Here is a 16155-nt window from a genome sequence, read left to right on the forward strand (position 1 = left end):
CCCGCCCCCTGCCCCCGGGTGTCCATCTGCAGGTGCGCGAACCCGGCCGAGGCCCACAGCAGGTTCTCCAGCGGGTGGCCCCGGCCGCCGCCGTAGCCGGCGTACTGCACGACGGTGGGCAGGGGCGACTCGGCGCCGCGCGGCAGCCGCAGCCAGGCCCGCACCGGCTGCCCGGCGAAGCCGGGAAAGGTCACGTCGAGCACGTCGATCGTGGCCAGCCCGGTGGGCACCGGCTCGGCGCGCACCGGCCAGCCGCACTCCCGCGACTCGGCGATCGTGTCCGCCCAGAACCGGTCGAAGTCCGCCGGCTCCCGCACCCCGCCGCGGTACGCGCGCAACTGCTCCTCGGGCAGGTCGGTGAGGGCCACCGCTCAGCCGGCCGACGGCGTGACGGCGAAGCGGGGGTGCAGCCGCCGGGTGTGGTCGACGTGCCGGGCGGGACCACGCAGCGCGACCGCCGCCACCAGCCGGTGGTCGGTGCTGGACGCCGCCAGCCGCAGCTCCAGCTCCCCCGGCTCGACGACGCGCCGCCCGTCGCGCCCCGTGAAGGCGAACAGGTCGGCCGGCACGGCCAGGTCGACCCGGCAGGCCGCGCCCGCCTCCAGCGGCACCCGCAGGTAACCGACCAGCCGCTGCACCGGCTGGACCACCGAGGCCACCGGGTCGTGGGCGTACACCTGCACCACCTCGCTTCCCCACCGGGAGCCGGTGTTGCGCACCGTGAAGTGCAGCCGCAGCTCACCGTCGGTCGCCGCGAGCGGCTCGTCGACGACCAGGCCCGACCAGTCGAACGTGGTGTAGCCCAGGCCGTGCCCGAAGCCGAACGCCGGCGTCGGGTCGACGTTGGAGACGTCGCTGGCCTGGCCCAGCCGGGCCGACAGGTAGGTGGTCGGCTGCGCGCCCGGCCCCCGGGGCACGCTGACCGGCAGCCGCCCCTGCGGTGCGACCCGGCCGCTGAGCACGCCGGCGACGGCCGGGGTGCCCTCCTCGCCGGGGAAGAACGACTGCACGATCGCCGCCGCGTCGGTCACCGCCCGGCCCAGCGCGTAGGGTCGCCCGGCGAGCATCGTCACCACCACGGGCGTACCGGTGTCCAGCAGCGCGTCGAGCAGGTGCTGCTGCGCCCCGGGCAGGGCCAGCGACTCGGCGTCGCAGCCCTCGCCGCTGGTGCCCCGCCCGAACAGTCCCGCCCGGTCGCCGAGCGCGGCGACGACCACGTCCGCGTCCCGCGCCGCCGCGACGGCCGCCGGCACCCCGGAAGTGTCGTCGCCGTCGACGGAGACGCCGGCCACGGTGACCACGACACTGCCGGGGAACTCGGCGCGCAGCGCCGCCGCCAGGGTGGGCAGCGCGATGCCGACGGGCACCTCGGGATGCCGGGAGCCGACGTGGGCGGGGAACGAGTAGCAGCCCAGCACCGCCGTGGGGCTCTCCGCCTGTGGGCCGACCAGCGCGATGCGGGCCGGCCGGTGCAGCGGCAGGGTGCCGTCGTTGGCCAGCAGCACCACGGAGCGCTCGGCCACCTCGCGGGCCAGCGCCCGGTTGGCGGGCGGGTCCAGGTCGACGGTGCCGCGCAGCGCCTCCGGGTCGGACAGGTCGGCGCCGGCCAGCGCGGCCGGCACCGCGCTCCAGTCGGCGTCGAGGAGACCGAGCTGCGCCTTCTGCGTCAGCACCCGACGCACCGCCCGGTCGATCAGTGCCTCCGGCACCGCGCCGGCCGCGAGCGCCTCGCGCAGCGGCTCGCCGAACGTCTTGACCGTCGGCAGCTCGACGTCCACGCCGGCTGCCAGGGCCTCGGCCGCCGCCTCGGCCCAGCTGCCGGCCACGCCGTGCAGGGTGTGCAGGAAGGCGATGCCGAAGTAGTCGGCCACCACGGTGCCCGGGAAGCCCCAGGCGTCGCGGAGCAGGCCGGTCAGCAGCTCCTCGTCGGCCGCCGAGGGCATCCCGTCGGTGTCGGTGTAGGCGTGCATCACCGACCGCGCGCCGCCCTCGCGTACCGCCATCTCGAACGGCGGGAGGATCACGTCCGCGCGCTCGCGGGGGCCCATCGCCACCGGCGCCAGGTTGCGCCCGCCCCGGGAGGCGGAGTAGCCGGCGAAGTGCTTCAGCGTCGCCACCACGCCGGCGGACTCCAGGCCCCGCACGTACGCGGTGGCGATGGTGCCCACCAGGTAGGGGTCCTCGCCGATCGTCTCCTCCACCCGCCCCCAGCGCGCGTCGCGCACCACGTCGAGCACTGGGGCCAGCCCCTGGTGCACCCCGACGCGGCGCAGGTCGGCGCCGATGGCCGCGGCCATCCGCCCGATCAGCTCCGGATCGAAGGTGGCGCCCCAGGACAGCGGCACGGGGTACGCGGTGGCGCCCCAGGCGGCGAAGCCGGCCAGGCACTCCTCGTGCGCCATCGCCGGGATGCCGAACCGGTTGGCGGCGGCGACGCGCTGCTGGGTCCGCAGCAGCGACAGCGCGCCGAGCGCGGGGTCGACCGGGGCGGTGCCGAACGGGCGGGTCAGCTGGCCGAGACCCGTGTCCAGCAGGGCGGCCAGGTCGACCGGTTCCTCCATCTCGTGCTGGTACGGCGCGACCTCTCCCCCGTCGGCGGCGGCGCCGACCCAGACGCCGTAGAGCTGGGCCACCTTCTCCGGCAGGGTCATCACGGCGACCAGGGCGTCCACCCGGGTCGCGAGGTCGAGGGTCGGGTCGGTCCAGATCGCGGTGCCGGGGGCGATGTCGAGGGTCACGTTGTCGGTCACTTTCCTCCGACGCCCATCAGCCCCTGCACCAGGGCCCGCCGGGCGAACAGATAGACGAGCAGGACGGGCACCATCGACAGCACGACCGCGGCGAGCAGGCCGGGAATGTTGATCCCGTACTGCGTCTGGAAGTTGTAGAGGCCGAGGGTGATCACCTTGGTGGAGTCGGACTGGGTGAGGATCAGCGGGAACAGGAAGCCGTTCCACGCCTGGAGGGCGGAGAAGACCGCGATCGTGGCGATCCCGCCGCGCGACAGCGGCAGCACCAGCTGGGCGAAGACCCGCGCCGGGCTGGCGCCGTCGATGGCCATCGCCTCGTACAGGTCGGGGGTGATGTCCCGCATGACGCCGCTGAGGATCAGCGCGCACACCGGCAGGGAGAACGCGGCGGTGGGCAGGATGACGCCGACGAGGTTGTCGTAGAGCCCCGCCTTGCTGATCAGGTAGAAGATCGGCACGATGACCGCCTGCGCCGGGATCGCCAGGCCCAGCAGGAACAGCCGGAACACGCCGGAGGTGAGCCGACTGCGGCTGCGCACGATGGCGTACGCCAGCGGCGGCACGAGCAGCAGCACGATGGCCACCACGCTCACCGTCACCACGAGAGTGTTGAACAGGTAGCGGCCGAAGCCCTCGTCGAAGGCGCCGGTGTAGTTGTCGAGGGTGAAGGTGTCGGGCGGGGCGAGCGGGCCGTTGCGGCCGTAGCCCTCCCGGGTCTGCACGGTGGTCGCCAGCATGACGTAGATCGGCAGGCCGACCACGAGGAGCCAGGCCAGGGCGCCGATCCCGGCGATCCAGTTTGGGCGGTGCCGCTTCACAGGCCCTCCATCGTGGAGCGCATCTTGTCGTAGCCGGAGACCCGGACCACGATCAGCGAGATGACGGTGGCGACGACGACGAGGAGCAGGGCGATGGCCGCGCCCGCGCCGAAGTCGAAGCTCCGGAACGCCTGCTCGTACATGTGGTAGGCGGTGATGGTGGTGTCGGTGCCCGGCCCGCCCTGGGTGAGGATCAGCACGGTGTCGAACGTGGTCAGCCCGCCGACGACCATGAGGACCACGGAGGTGATCATGGCGTTGCGCAGCTGCGGCAGGGTCACGTGGCGGAACTGCTCCCACCGGCCGGCGCCGTCGACCTCGGCGGCCTGGTAGAGCACCGCCGGCACGGCGCGGGCCGCGCCCTGGTAGATCAGCGCGTGGAACGGGATGAACTGCCAGCTGCCGACGAAGACCAGCACGGCGATCGCGCCCGTCCGGCTGCCGAAGAGGTTGCCGTCGCCGAACAGCCACGGGGCCTGGCCGGGCACGCCGAAGTTCGGGTCGAGCAGCGCCCGCCACAGCACCGACACGGCGGTCGCCGACAGCAGCAGCGGCAGGAAGAAGATGGCGGACAGCACGGCCCGGTTGCGCTGCGGCCCGGCCGCCCACACGCCGATCAGCAGGCTCAGCGGCGTCTGCACCAGCACGCCGAGGGCGGTGAGCAGGACGCTCAGCCACAGGCTGTTGATCATCACGGGGTCGCGGGCGAGCCGCTGCCAGTTGTCCAGCCCGACGTACTCCGGCGAGCCGAGGCCCGCCCAACTGGTGAAGCTGAGCACGACCACGAGGACCAGCGGGACGAGCGCGAAGAGCCCGAAGAACAGGGTGGCGGGGAGGGCCCAGGCGAAGCCCGGGCGGCTGAGGGTGGGGCCGCCCGGGCTTCGTCGGGCCCGTCGCTGCTCCGTCGCGGCGGAGGCGGCGAGGGTGGTGGTGGACATGGTCGCGCTCAGCCCGCCTGGAGGGACTGCATCGCCTTGATGAAGCCGGCGGCGTCCATCCGGCCGTTGCAGTACTGCTGCACGGCCTGGTGGATGGTCGTGGTGGCGGCCGGCGGGTACGCCTGGTCCCAGGAGAGCTGGAAGTTCGGGGCCTCCTTGACCAGGGTGAACTGGTACTTCAGGTAGTCCGGGTTGGTGGCGCCGTCGAGGAACTTCTCCGTGTTGGTGGTGGTCGGCAGGTTGCCGATGGACAGCTGCGCCTGGACGAACTCGTCGGAGTACTGGAGCTTGAGGAACTCGGCCACCGCCTCCGGGTGCCGGGTCTTCTTCAGCACCGAGTAGAAGTTGTTGGTGTTGCCGACCACGTTGCGCGGGTCGCCCTTGCCACCCGGGACGCTCGGGAAGGCGCTCCAGCCGAGGCCCTCGGCGGCGAAGGTCGGGTTGGCGTCGTGGTGGGTCGAGTAGTTCCACGAGCCCATCAGCTCGAAGCCGGCCTTGCCGCTGGACAGCAGGGCGGGCGAGCCGCCGTCGGTGAACTTGACCGAGTCGAAGTTGGTGCCGAACGCACCCGCGTCGGTCAGCTGCCGCAGCAGCTCCAGGGCGCGGCGGCTCTCCGGGCTCTCCCAGGCGCTCTTGTCGCCGCCGAGCGCCTTGGCGAACAGCTCGGGGCCGGCCACCCGGTCGTAGAGGTACTGGTACCACATCTGGGTCGGCCACTGGTCGCCGCCGCCGAGGGCGATCGGCGTGATCCCCTTGCCCTTGAGCGTCCGCACGGCCGCCAGCAGGTCGTCCCACGTCTTCGGCGGGGTGATCCCGGCGTCGGCGAGGACCTTCTTGTTGTGGAACAGCAGCACCGGCTGGGTGCCGCGCATCGGCACCCCGTACGCCTTGCCGTCGACCATGGCGGTGTTGAAGACCGACGGCAGGAAGTTCGCCTTCAGCCCCGGGTCCTTGGCGATCATGTCGTCCAGCGGCAGCAACAGGTCGGCCTTGACGAACGGGGTGATGCTGCCGCCGCCCCAGTTGAAGAAGACGTCCGGCGCCTGCTTGGTGTTGATGATGGTCTGGAGCTTGGTCTGGTAGTCGGCGCCGGGGATGGTGTCCAGCACCGCCTTGACCTTCGACGTCTTGTTGAACGTCTCGACGAGCTGTTTCTCGACCTTGTTGGTGGCGTCGCCGTACACCAGGATGCGGATCTCGTCCGGGCCGGCGGCCGAGTCACCGTCACCGCAGGCGGTCAGTGGCAACGCCAGCGCCAGGGCGGCGCCGAGCGCGACGACCCGGGCGAGCCGCGTGCGTACAGTCATGATCGACCTCTCGTGGTGGGGGTGTGGTGGGGGACGTCGCCGCCGGCGCGACGACCGAAAGGTGTCCGACAAGTTTCCGGAATACTTCCGTAACTCGTCCGAACGCTAGAACCGACCTGCCGTGTCGTCAACCCCCGATCGTGGGGCAAGATGGGCCGGTGGAGCGGCCACGCCGTTCCGGACGTTTTTCGGTGGTCACGGGTACGGTCGGTCTTCCGACCGGTGAAGGAGACGCGGGTGGACGGCGACGACGGGCGCAGGATCACCATCACCGCAATCGCGCGGGAGGCCGGGGTCTCGGTGCCGACCGTGTCGCGGGTGCTCAACGGGCGCTCGGACGTGGCTCCCGGCACCCGCGAGCGGGTGGAGGAGCTGCTGCGCCAGCACGGCTACCAGCGCCGCGGCAGCCGCACGGTCAGCCGCGTCGGCCTGGTCGACCTGGTCTTCAACGACCTGGACAGCCCCTGGGCGGTCGAGATCATCCGGGGGGTCGAGGACGTCGGGCACGGCGCGGGCGTCGGCACGGTGGTCTCCGCGATCCACCGCCAGTCGACCGCCGCCCGGCAGTGGTTGCAGAACCTGCGGGCCCGCGCCACGGACGGCGTCATCTTCGTGACCTCGCACCTGAGCCCGCCGCTGCACGCGCAGCTGCGCCGCCTCAACGTGCCCGTGGTCGTCGTCGACCCGGCCGGCGTGCCCGCCACCGACGTGCCCACCGTCGGCGCCACCAACTGGGCCGGCGGGCTCGCCGCGACCGAGCACCTGCTGTCGCTCGGGCACCGGCGGATCGGCTTCGTCGCCGGGCCGACGCACCTGCTGTGCAGCCGGGCCCGCCTGGACGGCCACCGGGCCGGGCTGGAGGCGGCCGGGGTGCCGGTGGAGGACCGTCTGGTGCACCCCGGCGACTTCTACCACGCCTCGGGTTTCGCCGCCGGGACGGCGCTGCTCGACCTCGACGACCCGCCGACGGCCATCTTCGCGGCCAGCGACCAGATGGCCTTCGGCGTCTACGAGGCCGTCCGCCGCCGCGGGCTGCGGATCCCCGACGACGTCAGCGTCGTGGGCTTCGACGACCTGCCCGAGGCCCGCTGGGCGTCACCGCCGCTGACCACCGTCCGGCAACCGCTGGTGGAGATGGGTCGCCTGGCCGCCCGGACCGTGCTGCGGCTGGCGCAGGGCGAGGGCATCGACTCCCCCCGGGTGGAACTCGCCACCAACCTGGTCGTCCGGGACAGCACGGCGCCGCCGCGCCGGTCGTGAGCGCCACCGCGCGGCTCGCCGTCCGGCCGCGGCGCTCCCGACAGCGTTCCGGAAGTTCCGGGGGATCGCCACCGGCCTGACCGCCGGAAGTCACCGCGCGCGGGCCGTGCGGACGTTCCGGTCGGCGCAGCGGTCCCCCACCGCCCGGGTCAGCCGACCGCCCCGGACCGGCGCGCCGGTCCAGCGCCGTCCTGGTCCGGCCGGACGTAGCCGGACCGGCACGCCGGCCCCCGCCGTCGCAGACCGGCCGGACGTACCGGAACGGCGCCGCGGCCGGCGGGGACCACTGGGCCTTCGGGTTCAGCGGTGCGGGTGGTGGTGCCGGACCGCGCGGCGGATGTCCACCGGCAGGGCGGGCGCGCCGTCGACCGGCGCGGGGTCCTCGGCGGTGGGGGCGATGCCGCCGGCGGCGATCCGGTCCAGGGTGGCCAGGCCGGCGGCGTCGATCGAGCCGAACACCGTGTAGTTGGGGCGCAGCGCCGAGTCCGACTGGACCAGGAAGAACTGGCTGCCGTTGGTGTCCGGGCCGGCGTTGGCCATGGCGAGGGTGCCCCGGGCGTAGAGCCGGCGTACGCCGGTCGGGTCGGTGGGCGCGGGCGGCAGGTCGGTGGGCAGCTCGTCGGCGTAGCGGTAGCCGGGACCGCCGGAGCCGGTGCCGGACGGGTCACCGCACTGGAGCACCTTCAGCGTCGGGTACGCGGTGAGCCGGTGGCAGGAGGTCCGGTCGTAGAAGCGGTGGCGCACCAGGTGCAGGAAGCTCTGCACGGTGCAGGGGGCCGCCTCCCGGTCGAGGGTCAGCCCGATCGGCCCCTGGTTGGTGCGCAGCGTGACGCGCACGGTGCCCCGGTCGGGGGTGCGCCTCGGGTCGGGCGGCAGCGGGACCGGCCTGGCGGCGGGGTCCTCGGGCGTCTCCGTGTAGGCGCACGGGCCGGGCGTGACCCGGTAAACGGCGGCGGCGTCGGCCGGGGCTCCGCCGGGCGCGGCGACCGCGGCGGCGCCGCCACCGGTGACCAGCGCGCCCGCGACCAGGGCCACCCCGGCGAGGCGGGACAGCGTACGGGCCGGCCGGTGGGGTGCCTCGATCGACGGCGGGACGGGGTGCGGTCGGGGTTCGCTCGACACGGGGATCCTCCTGGACTCGTGGCGCTGCAAAGACCGGAGTCTATGGATCCCGTCGTCGCTTGTCGATCCGCCCCGCCCCCGTCCAGGTCAGGAAGGAGCCCCGCCGTACCGGCGCCGGGCCGCCCGGCGGCGCCAGAGCAGCGCCGCCCCCAGCAGCGCGACCGCCACCGCCGCGAGCGCGGCCACGGGCCACCGGGCGATCAGCCCGTCCTCGAGCGGGCCGCTGGCCGCGGCCGGGCGCGGATCGACGGTGGCGGCGAGCGCGGGTGGCGAGGGGGTCGCCGAGGCGGTCAGTTCCCCGGGCTCGACCAGCCGGCCGACGGCGGAGCGCCGGGGCAGCGTGAAGCCCCAGTCGAGCAGGGCGGCGCCCTGCTCCCAGCCCCGCGCGGGCTGCGGCTCGGCACCGAGCAACGTGACCACCAGCCGCCGCCCGTTGCGCTGGGCCGCCCCGACGTAGGTGTGCCGGGCCAGGTCGGTGAAGCCGGTCTTGCCGCCGAGCGCGCCCGGGTAGCGGTAGATGAGCTGGTTCTCGTTCTGGATCTCGAAACCCTTGGTGCGCTGCGCCGGCTGGGCGGGGATGCGGTGCGTCTCGGTCAGCGCGTACCGGCGGAACGTCGGCTCGGCGAAGCAGGCCCGGGCGACCAGCGCCAGGTCGTACGCGCTGGTGAACTGGCCTCGTCCGTCGAGACCGGAGGGGGTCACCGCGTGGGTCTGGAGGGCGCCGAGGCGGTGCGCCTCCTCGTTCATCGCCCGCACGCCGCCGGCCATTCCGTCCGGCCCGCCGCCGAGCCGGGCCAGCACGTTGGCCGCCTCGTTGCCGGACTGGAGCAGCAGCCCGAGCCAGACGGTCTCGATCCGGTACCGTCCGCCGGCGACCAGCCCGACGGCCGAGGAGCCGGGTTCGATGTCCATGTCCCCGTCGGTGACGGTGACGACCTGCTGCGGGTCGAGCCGGGGCAGCATGGTGGCCGCCAGCAGCAGCTTCTGCACGCTGGCCGGGGTGCCGTACTCGTGCGGGCCGCAGCCGCCCAGCACCTGGCCGGTGTCCAGGTCGGCGACCAGCCACGAGGTCGCGGTTACCGCTGGCGGGCGCGCGGCCCCCGCCGGGACGATCAGACCGGCGGTGTCGAGCGCCTGGCCGCCCACGGCCCGCTCCCCCGGCACGGCCGGCGGCGGTGACGGACGCGGCGGCCGGGACACCTTGGGCGCGGGCGCCTTCGGGCAGGGCGCGGACCCGACGGCCCCGGGCGCGGACGGCACTACGCCGGGCGGAGACGCGACGACGCCGGGCGCGGAGGTCGCGGGCGCGACGACGCCGGGCGCCGAAGTCACGGGGGCGACGGGGTTGGCCGGGCCGGCCGCCGCGGGGACGGGAGCACCGGTGCCGAGGAGGACGGCGGTCGCCGTGGCCGCCAGCAGCCGAACCTTCATGCACCGCACCCTAGTCGGCGGAGTTCGGGACGCGGGCGGGGTTCTCCAGGCCCGGGGGCCCGGCACGGGTCGGAGGCGTGGCCGGCTCACCTCCCGCTCGACCGCTTCCGCGGCGCGGACTCACCGGTTCCGGGACCATCGGCCCTGCCGCGGGGCCCGGCCGGAACGGAAGCTGGAGACTGAAAGCGGTAGCCGATCTTCCGGTTTACGTGCCGGGCGGCGTCCCCGCCCCGCGGGCCGCCCGACACCGACGAAGGGACGACCATGGAAGCCCTCTCGCTGACCCACCTCGCCGACGAGCAGCTCGCCGCCGCGCGGGAGGCCGACAGCGGACGCAGCGCACGTTCCCTGCACGCGGGCCGGGACCGCCGCCTGCGGCAGACCCTGCTCGCCCTGCGCGGCGGTCGCTCCCTCGACGAGCACGACAGCCCGGGCGAGGCGACGCTACAGGTGCTCGTGGGGCGGGTGCGCCTGGTGGCCGGGGACGAGTCCTGGGAGGGCGACGCCGGCGACCTCGTGGTCATTCCGCCGCTGCGGCACGCGCTGCACGCCGTCACGGACGCCGCCGTCCTGCTCACCGTGACGCCCCGGCCGTGAGCACCGTCCCGGCCCGTCGTCACCGCCCGGCCGGGAGCCTCACCGTGGGCGCCCCCGGCCACGCTCCGGGCCGCGGCCGGTCACCGGGCTGGGTGCCGCCGCAGCACGGCGCGTGGGCGATGCTGCTGCTGCCCTTCCTGGCGGCGCTGACCGTCACCGGCCCGCATCCGCTGCACCTTCCCCTGCTCGGGGCCGCGCTCGCCGGATACCCGCTGTCCTACTTCGGGTTGCAGGCGGTCAAGACCGGGCGGATCCGCCGGGTGCGCCCGCACCTCGTCGGGTACGGGCTCGCCACCGTCGCGCTCGGCACGCCGGTGCTGGTGGCCCGGCCCGCGACGCTCGCCTACGCCCCGATCTTCGTGGCCCTCGCGGCCGTCAACGCCGGCTACGCACGCCGGCGCCGCGACCGGGCGTTCGTCAACGACCTCGCCTTCGTGGCGCAGTGCGGCCTGCTCGGTCTCGTCGTCGCCACGGTCGCCGGGGTGCCGTGGACCAACGTGGCCGGGGTGACGGTCGTGGCACTGGGCTACCTCGTCGGCACCGTCGTGCACGTCAAGACGATGATCCGGGAGCGGGACAGCGTCCGGTACCGGTGGGTGTCGTGGACGTACCACGCCGTCGTCGCGGTCGCCGGGGCGCTCTGGGCGCCGGTGCCGGTCGCCGTGGTCTTCGCGGTGCTGCTGGCCCGGGCGGTGCTGCTCGCCGGGCGTCGGGTCGCGCCGATGCGGGTGGGGCTGGTCGAGACGGCGTGCGCCCTGCTGGTGCTGGCGGCGGTGGCGCTCTGACCCCGGCGGGGGCGGGGCGCTGCCGGGCCACGTCGGCCCGCGTCGACGGGAGGGCTCCCAGAGGGCGGGACGCACCGCGTCGGTTGGCTCACAAGCCGTTGCCTCCGGCAGCGCTCACCGACTAGAACCGGGGAACGTTCGACCGGACCGCCCGGCGACGGTGGCGAGGTGATGGCCGTGGCTCTGATCTCCTACGACGACGCCGACTCAGCGGCCTTCGCCGCGACCCGGGAGCTTCCGCGCAGCGGCCTGGACCGGTGGCGGCACGCGGTGCAGCAACACCTTCGGCCGCGTACCGGCACCACGCTGCTCGACCTCGGGGCCGGCACCGGCGCCTGGGCCGCCGCCTTCACCGAGTGGTTCGGCGCCCGGGTGGTGGGGGTGGAGCCCGCCGGGGCGATGCGCTCCCGCGCCAGCCACCGACCGCTGCTCGCCGGCGACGCGGTCGCGCTGCCGCTGCGCGACTCCGTGGCGGACGGCGCGTGGCTGTCCACGATGGTGCACCACATCCCCGACCTCGACGCGGCGGCGCGGGAGCTGCGCCGGGTGCTCCGCCCGGGCGCGCCCGTGCTGATCCGCTCGCCGTTTCCCGGCCGGCACCAGCGGATCACGCTGTTCCGCTGGTTCCCGGAGGCGGTCCGCGTCCTCGAGACCTATCCGGACCTGGCGCGGGTGCGCTCCGCGTTCGCCACGGCCGGGTTCACCGTCAGCACCGTCGAGCCCGTCGCGCAGATCACGGCGGCGTCGCTGGCCGAGTGCGCCGCAGGCCTCGACCGCCGGGCCCACACCCCGCTCCAGTTGATCACCGACGAGGAGTACGCCGCGGGGCTGGCCCGGCTCCGGGCCGCGGCCGCCACGGCGACGGGCCCGGTCGTCGACCACCTCGACCTGCTGGTGCTGCGCTGAGTCACCCGGGCAGCGCCGGGTCGCGGTGGCGCAGGTAGTCGTAGAGCGCGGCCGAGGCGTGCAGCCGCCGCAGGCTGCGCCGGTGCAGTTCCTGCTCCCGCTTGGCCAGCTCCGCGTGGACCCGCTGGGCACTGCCGGTGGTACGCATCTCGCCGAGCACGGCCGCGACGATGTCGAACGGGTACGCGCCCCGGCGCAGCAGCGCCACGACCTGCGCGGCGCGCAGCTCGGCCGCGTCGTACACCCGGTAACCGGTGCCGCGCTCGCGGACCGGCCGGAGCAGGCCGCGCTGCTCCCACAGCCGTAGCTGCGAGGTGCGGACGCCGACCAGGTCGGCGACCTCGCCGATGCGGGCCCCGCGCCGGGGCGCCGGCAGGACGGCGGCCGGGCTGGTCACCACGGTCTCGAACGCGCCGAGCACCCGCCGGATGTCGGCCCGCTCCCGGTCCAGCTCGGCGTGGCCGGCGTCGAGCGCCGCCAGCGCCGCCGCCAGGTCGCCCCGGTGCACCGCGACCATGACCTCCCGGGTACGCGCCCAGCCGTGCCCCTCGGCCATCCGCCGGACCACCGCCAGCGCCCGCACGTGGTCGACGGTGAAGACGCGGTAGCCGGCGGGGGTGCGCTCGACCGGCGGCAGCACGCCGAGGTCGACGTAGTTGCGCACCTGCTGGACGGAGATGCCCGCGGTCGCCGCGACCTCCGCCCCCCGCCACCGTCCGGCCCGTCGTCCCGCATCCACCACCGGGCCACCCTACCGGTCTACACGTGGTTTGAGACTTTCCCGCCCACTCCGGGCCGTTGGTGCCGCAGCAGGAGATGAAACCCTCCACGGGAGGTTGAATGAGACGATTGAAGGCGGCCTGGCCCCCGTAGATGTACCCCGGGCGGGACCCCGCCCACGATCTCGCGAAGGGTTCGCATGCAGCAGCCAGCACGGTCCGCCGCCGACAGTCACGACATGATCGAGGTGCGCGGCGCCCGGGAGAACAACCTCGCCTCCGTCTCGGTGGACATCCCCAAGCGCCGGCTGACCGTCTTCACCGGGGTCTCCGGCTCCGGGAAGTCGTCCCTGGTCTTCGGGACCATCGCCGCCGAGTCGCAGCGCCTGATCAACGAGACCTACAGCGCCTTCCTCCAGTCGTTCATGCCGAACGTGAGCCGCCCCGACGTCGACTCGCTGCGCAACCTCAGCGCGGCCATCGTCGTCGACCAGGAGCGGATGGGCGCCAACTCGCGCTCCACCGTCGGCACCGCCACCGACGCGTACGCGATGCTGCGCATTGTCTTCAGCCGGCTCGGCACCCCGCACGTGGGCGGGGCCGGCGCGTTCAGCTTCAACCTCGCCGAGGGCATGTGCCCGGCGTGTGAGGGCCTCGGGCGGGTCTCCGACCTCGACGTCGACGAACTCGTCGACGTGGAGCGCTCGCTCAACGACGGCGCGATCAAGGTGCCCAACTTCGCCGTCGACTCGTGGTACTGGCAGACCATCGTCCACTCCGGGCTGTTCGACCCCGACACGAAGCTCCAGGACTACACGCCGCAGCAGTGGCAGGACTTCCTCCACAAGCCGTCCACGAAGATCAAGGTGGGCAGCAACAACTGGACGTACGAGGGCCTGGTGGTCAAGGTCCGCCGGCTCTACCTGGCCAAGGACCGCGAGTCGATGCAGGCGCACATCCGCGCGTTCGTCGACCGGGCGGTCACCTTCACCACCTGCGCCGACTGCGGCGGGGCCCGGCTCAACGCGGCGGCACTCTCGTCCCGGATCGATGGGCGCAACATCGCCGAGTGCTCGGCGATGCAGATCAGCGACCTGGCCGGGTTCGTCCGCGCCATCGACGACCCGTCGGTCGCCCCGCTGACCGGCAACCTGCGCGACCTGCTCGACTCGCTGGTAGAGATCGGCCTGGGCTACCTGAGCCTGGATCGCGAGTCCGCCACTCTCTCCGGCGGCGAGGCGCAGCGGGTGAAGATGGTCCGGCACCTCGGCTCCAGCCTCTCCGACGTCACGTACGTCTTCGACGAGCCGACGGTCGGCCTGCACCCGCACGACATCGCCCGGATGAACGACCTGCTGCTGCGCCTGCGCGACAAGGGCAACACGGTGCTGGTCGTCGAGCACAAGCCCGAGACGATCGCCATCGCCGACCACGTGGTCGACCTCGGGCCCGGGGCCGGCACGGCCGGCGGCCGGATCTGCTTCACCGGCGACGTCGCCGGCCTGCGCCGCTCCGACACCCTCACCGGCCGGCACCTCGACCACCGGGTACGCCTGCGCGAGCACGTACGCCGGCCGTCCGGCCAGCTGTCGATCCGCAACGCCGACCTGCACAACCTGCGCGACGTCGACGTCGACATCCCGCTCGGGGTGCTGACCGTGGTGACCGGGGTGGCCGGCTCCGGCAAGAGCTCACTGATCCACGGCTCGCTGCACCGCCGCGACGGCGTGGTGGTCGTCGACCAGTCGCCGATCCGGGGTTCCCGGCGCAGCAACCCGGCCACCTACACCGGCCTGCTGGACCCGATCCGCGCCGCCTTCGCCAAGGCCAACGGGGTCAAGGCCGCGCTGTTCAGCGCCAACTCCGAAGGCGCCTGCCCCACCTGCAAGGGCATCGGCCTGGTCTACACCGACCTGGCGATGATGGCCGGCGTCGCCTCGGTCTGCGAGCGGTGCGAGGGGCGGCGCTTCACCGACGAGGTGCTCACCTACCGCCTGCGCGGGAAGAACATCAGCGAGGTGCTCGCGATGCCGGCCACGGAGGCCCGCGACTTCTTCCCCGGCGGGCCCGCCCGGGCGATCCTCGACCGGCTGGTCGACGTCGGGCTCGGCTACCTCACCCTCGGCCAGCCGCTCAACACGCTCTCCGGGGGCGAGCGGCAGCGGCTCAAACTGGCCATCCGCATGGCCGACAGCGGGAGCACGTACGTCCTGGACGAGCCGACCACCGGCCTGCACCTGGCCGACGTGGACCAACTGCTCGCCCTGCTGGACCGGCTGGTCGACGCCGGCAACACCGTCGTCGTCATCGAGCACCATCAGGCGGTCATGGCGCACGCCGACTGGCTGATCGACCTCGGTCCGGGGGCGGGACACGACGGCGGCCGGATCGTCTTCACCGGTACGCCGGCCGACCTGGTCGCCCACGCCGACACGTTGACCGCCCGTCACCTGCGCGAGTACGTGGGCCGCTGAGCCCTTGGCCGGACGAGGGCGACCCTTCGGACGCCGCACCGGGCCGGTCACGCCCGGCCCCGGATCGCATCGCCCTCCGGCCCGGATCGCATCGCCCTCGGCCGCCCGGGTCCACATCCCCGGTTGCCTGGCCGGGGGCGGTGCCCGGGGGCGCCCGCCGGGCGGTCAGCGTCCCGACACGGGGACCGCCCGGGCGGACGGCGCCGCCAGCCGGCGCGCCCAACGCCGTAACGGCGACACCGACGCCGCGACCGGAGTGAGCAGCCCGACGATGATCAGCAGGGCGTCGAGGAAGAGTGTGGCGAGTACGACGAGAACGGCCAGGGACGCCACGGTGCGGGCGGTCACCGACGCCGGGCGGGCCGGCGCCCGGTGGGCGCCGTGGTGGCGGACGGGGATGCGGGATGGAGCCATGGTGCCTGGTACCTGCCTCGGAAATCGGGGTGCGGCGCCACTCATACCCCTCGTGAGCTGCACAAACACGTCCGATGACAAGCACCACAGCCCGCCGCGCCCGACTGCCCCGTCGAAGGTAGTCGCCGCTGCGGTGCCCCCGGTGCGGTGCCCGGCTCGGGCGCGGCGCGATGCCGGCCAGGTGCGCGGCTCGGCGCAGGGTGCGCGGCTCGGGCGCGGTGCGATGCCGGCCGGGCGCGCGGCTCGGGGCAGGGCGCGCGGTGCGTCAGGTGAGGCGGCGCAGCCAGCGACGCTGCCAGGGCGTCTCCACGGCCCGCGGGCGGTAGGTGGCGCGCACCCAGTCCACCGCCCGCTCGGGCGGCAGCCCGTCGAGGATCGCCAGCGCCGCCAGCGCGGTGCCCGTACGCCCGGTGCCGCCCCGGCAGGCCACCTCGACGCGTTCGCCACCGTGGGCACGGCGCAGCGCCTCGGTCAGCGCGTCGACCGCGTCCGCCCGGTCGACCGGCACCCAGAAGTCGGGCCACCGGATCCGCCGGTGCGGCCAGGCGGGCACCGGCCCGGGGGCCAGCAGCAGGGTGAAGTCGGCGGGCGACGCCTCGTCCGCGACCCGTCGCCCCCGTACCCGCGCCCCACT

General features: G+C 74.4%; 15 protein-coding genes. 5 read left to right on the top strand and 10 right to left on the bottom strand.

What is annotated here, in order from left to right; translation table 11 throughout:
* From F6X68_RS20545 to F6X68_RS20565, 5 genes are all read right to left on the bottom strand, one after another.
* On the bottom strand, nt 1-368 hold a 368-nt coding region (locus F6X68_RS20545), incomplete at its 3' end, for an acetylxylan esterase (protein WP_151455813.1).
* Between the two features lie 3 nt (nt 369-371).
* Entirely contained in the window at nt 372-2750 is a 2379-nt protein-coding gene (locus F6X68_RS20550; RefSeq protein WP_225852322.1) for a beta-glucosidase, read from the bottom strand.
* A complete protein-coding gene (locus F6X68_RS20555; protein WP_225852323.1) occupies nt 2747-3568 on the bottom strand; it encodes a carbohydrate ABC transporter permease in 822 nt (273 codons plus the stop codon). Before F6X68_RS20555 ends, F6X68_RS20550 begins: the two co-directional genes overlap by 4 nt.
* On the bottom strand, nt 3565-4506 hold the full coding sequence (locus F6X68_RS20560) for a carbohydrate ABC transporter permease (protein WP_151455814.1): 942 nt from the start codon (nt 4504-4506) through the stop codon (nt 3565-3567). The genes F6X68_RS20555 and F6X68_RS20560 overlap by 4 nt, the downstream gene beginning before the upstream one ends.
* An 8-nt stretch (nt 4507-4514) precedes the next feature.
* Nucleotides 4515-5813 carry an ABC transporter substrate-binding protein gene (locus F6X68_RS20565; protein WP_151455815.1) on the bottom strand — a complete coding sequence of 433 codons (1299 nt, stop codon included), beginning with the start codon at nt 5811-5813 and terminating at the stop codon, nt 4515-4517.
* A gap of 237 nt (nt 5814-6050) precedes the next feature.
* Between F6X68_RS20565 and F6X68_RS20570 the strand changes: the two genes are divergently transcribed.
* Complete coding sequence (locus tag F6X68_RS20570) at nt 6051-7073, top strand: LacI family DNA-binding transcriptional regulator (RefSeq protein ID WP_132234512.1); 1023 nt, start codon at nt 6051-6053, stop codon at nt 7071-7073.
* Nucleotides 7074-7373: 300 nt separating this feature from the next.
* Here the strand turns inward: F6X68_RS20570 and F6X68_RS20575 are convergent, their stop codons facing one another.
* Nucleotides 7374-8195 carry a peptidylprolyl isomerase gene (locus F6X68_RS20575; RefSeq protein WP_370518967.1) on the bottom strand — a complete coding sequence of 274 codons (822 nt, stop codon included), beginning with the start codon at nt 8193-8195 and terminating at the stop codon, nt 7374-7376.
* Nucleotides 8196-8282: 87 nt separating this feature from the next.
* Nucleotides 8283-9626 carry a D-alanyl-D-alanine carboxypeptidase family protein gene (locus tag F6X68_RS20580; RefSeq protein WP_225852324.1) on the bottom strand — a complete coding sequence of 448 codons (1344 nt, stop codon included), beginning with the start codon at nt 9624-9626 and terminating at the stop codon, nt 8283-8285.
* A 264-nt stretch (nt 9627-9890) separates the two neighbouring features.
* On the opposite strand from F6X68_RS20580, the gene F6X68_RS20585 reads away from it, so the two are divergent.
* From F6X68_RS20585 to F6X68_RS20595, 3 genes are all read left to right on the top strand, one after another.
* Nucleotides 9891-10223, top strand: coding sequence for a cupin domain-containing protein (locus F6X68_RS20585; protein ID WP_151455816.1), 333 nt, complete (start codon nt 9891-9893; stop codon nt 10221-10223).
* A 44-nt stretch (nt 10224-10267) separates the two neighbouring features.
* Nucleotides 10268-11008 (top strand): YwiC-like family protein, encoded by a 741-nt coding sequence (locus tag F6X68_RS20590; protein ID WP_225852325.1) that lies wholly within the window; start codon nt 10268-10270, stop codon nt 11006-11008.
* Nucleotides 11009-11185: 177 nt separating this feature from the next.
* A complete protein-coding gene (locus F6X68_RS20595; RefSeq protein WP_151455817.1) occupies nt 11186-11914 on the top strand; it encodes a class I SAM-dependent methyltransferase in 729 nt (242 codons plus the stop codon).
* A 1-nt stretch (nt 11915) separates the two neighbouring features.
* Here the strand turns inward: F6X68_RS20595 and F6X68_RS20600 are convergent, their stop codons facing one another.
* A complete protein-coding gene (locus F6X68_RS20600; protein ID WP_225852326.1) occupies nt 11916-12656 on the bottom strand; it encodes a MerR family transcriptional regulator in 741 nt (246 codons plus the stop codon).
* A 177-nt stretch (nt 12657-12833) separates the two neighbouring features.
* Here F6X68_RS20600 and F6X68_RS20605 point away from each other — a divergent pair, with 177 nt between their 5' ends.
* The gene (locus F6X68_RS20605) at nt 12834-15107 is read left to right on the top strand and encodes an excinuclease ABC subunit UvrA (protein ID WP_151455818.1); all 2274 of its coding nucleotides are present in this window, start codon (nt 12834-12836) and stop codon (nt 15105-15107) included.
* A gap of 165 nt (nt 15108-15272) precedes the next feature.
* Here F6X68_RS20605 and F6X68_RS20610 read toward each other — a convergent pair whose 3' ends face one another.
* On the bottom strand, nt 15273-15521 hold the full coding sequence (locus tag F6X68_RS20610; RefSeq protein ID WP_151455819.1) for a hypothetical protein: 249 nt from the start codon (nt 15519-15521) through the stop codon (nt 15273-15275).
* Between the two features lie 265 nt (nt 15522-15786).
* Nucleotides 15787-16155: protein-tyrosine phosphatase family protein (locus F6X68_RS20615; protein ID WP_225852327.1), on the bottom strand; the 369-nt coding region annotated here is incomplete at its 5' end.

The organism is Micromonospora sp. AMSO12t, from assembly GCF_008806585.1.
Classification (GTDB): domain Bacteria; phylum Actinomycetota; class Actinomycetes; order Mycobacteriales; family Micromonosporaceae; genus Micromonospora; species Micromonospora reichwaldensis.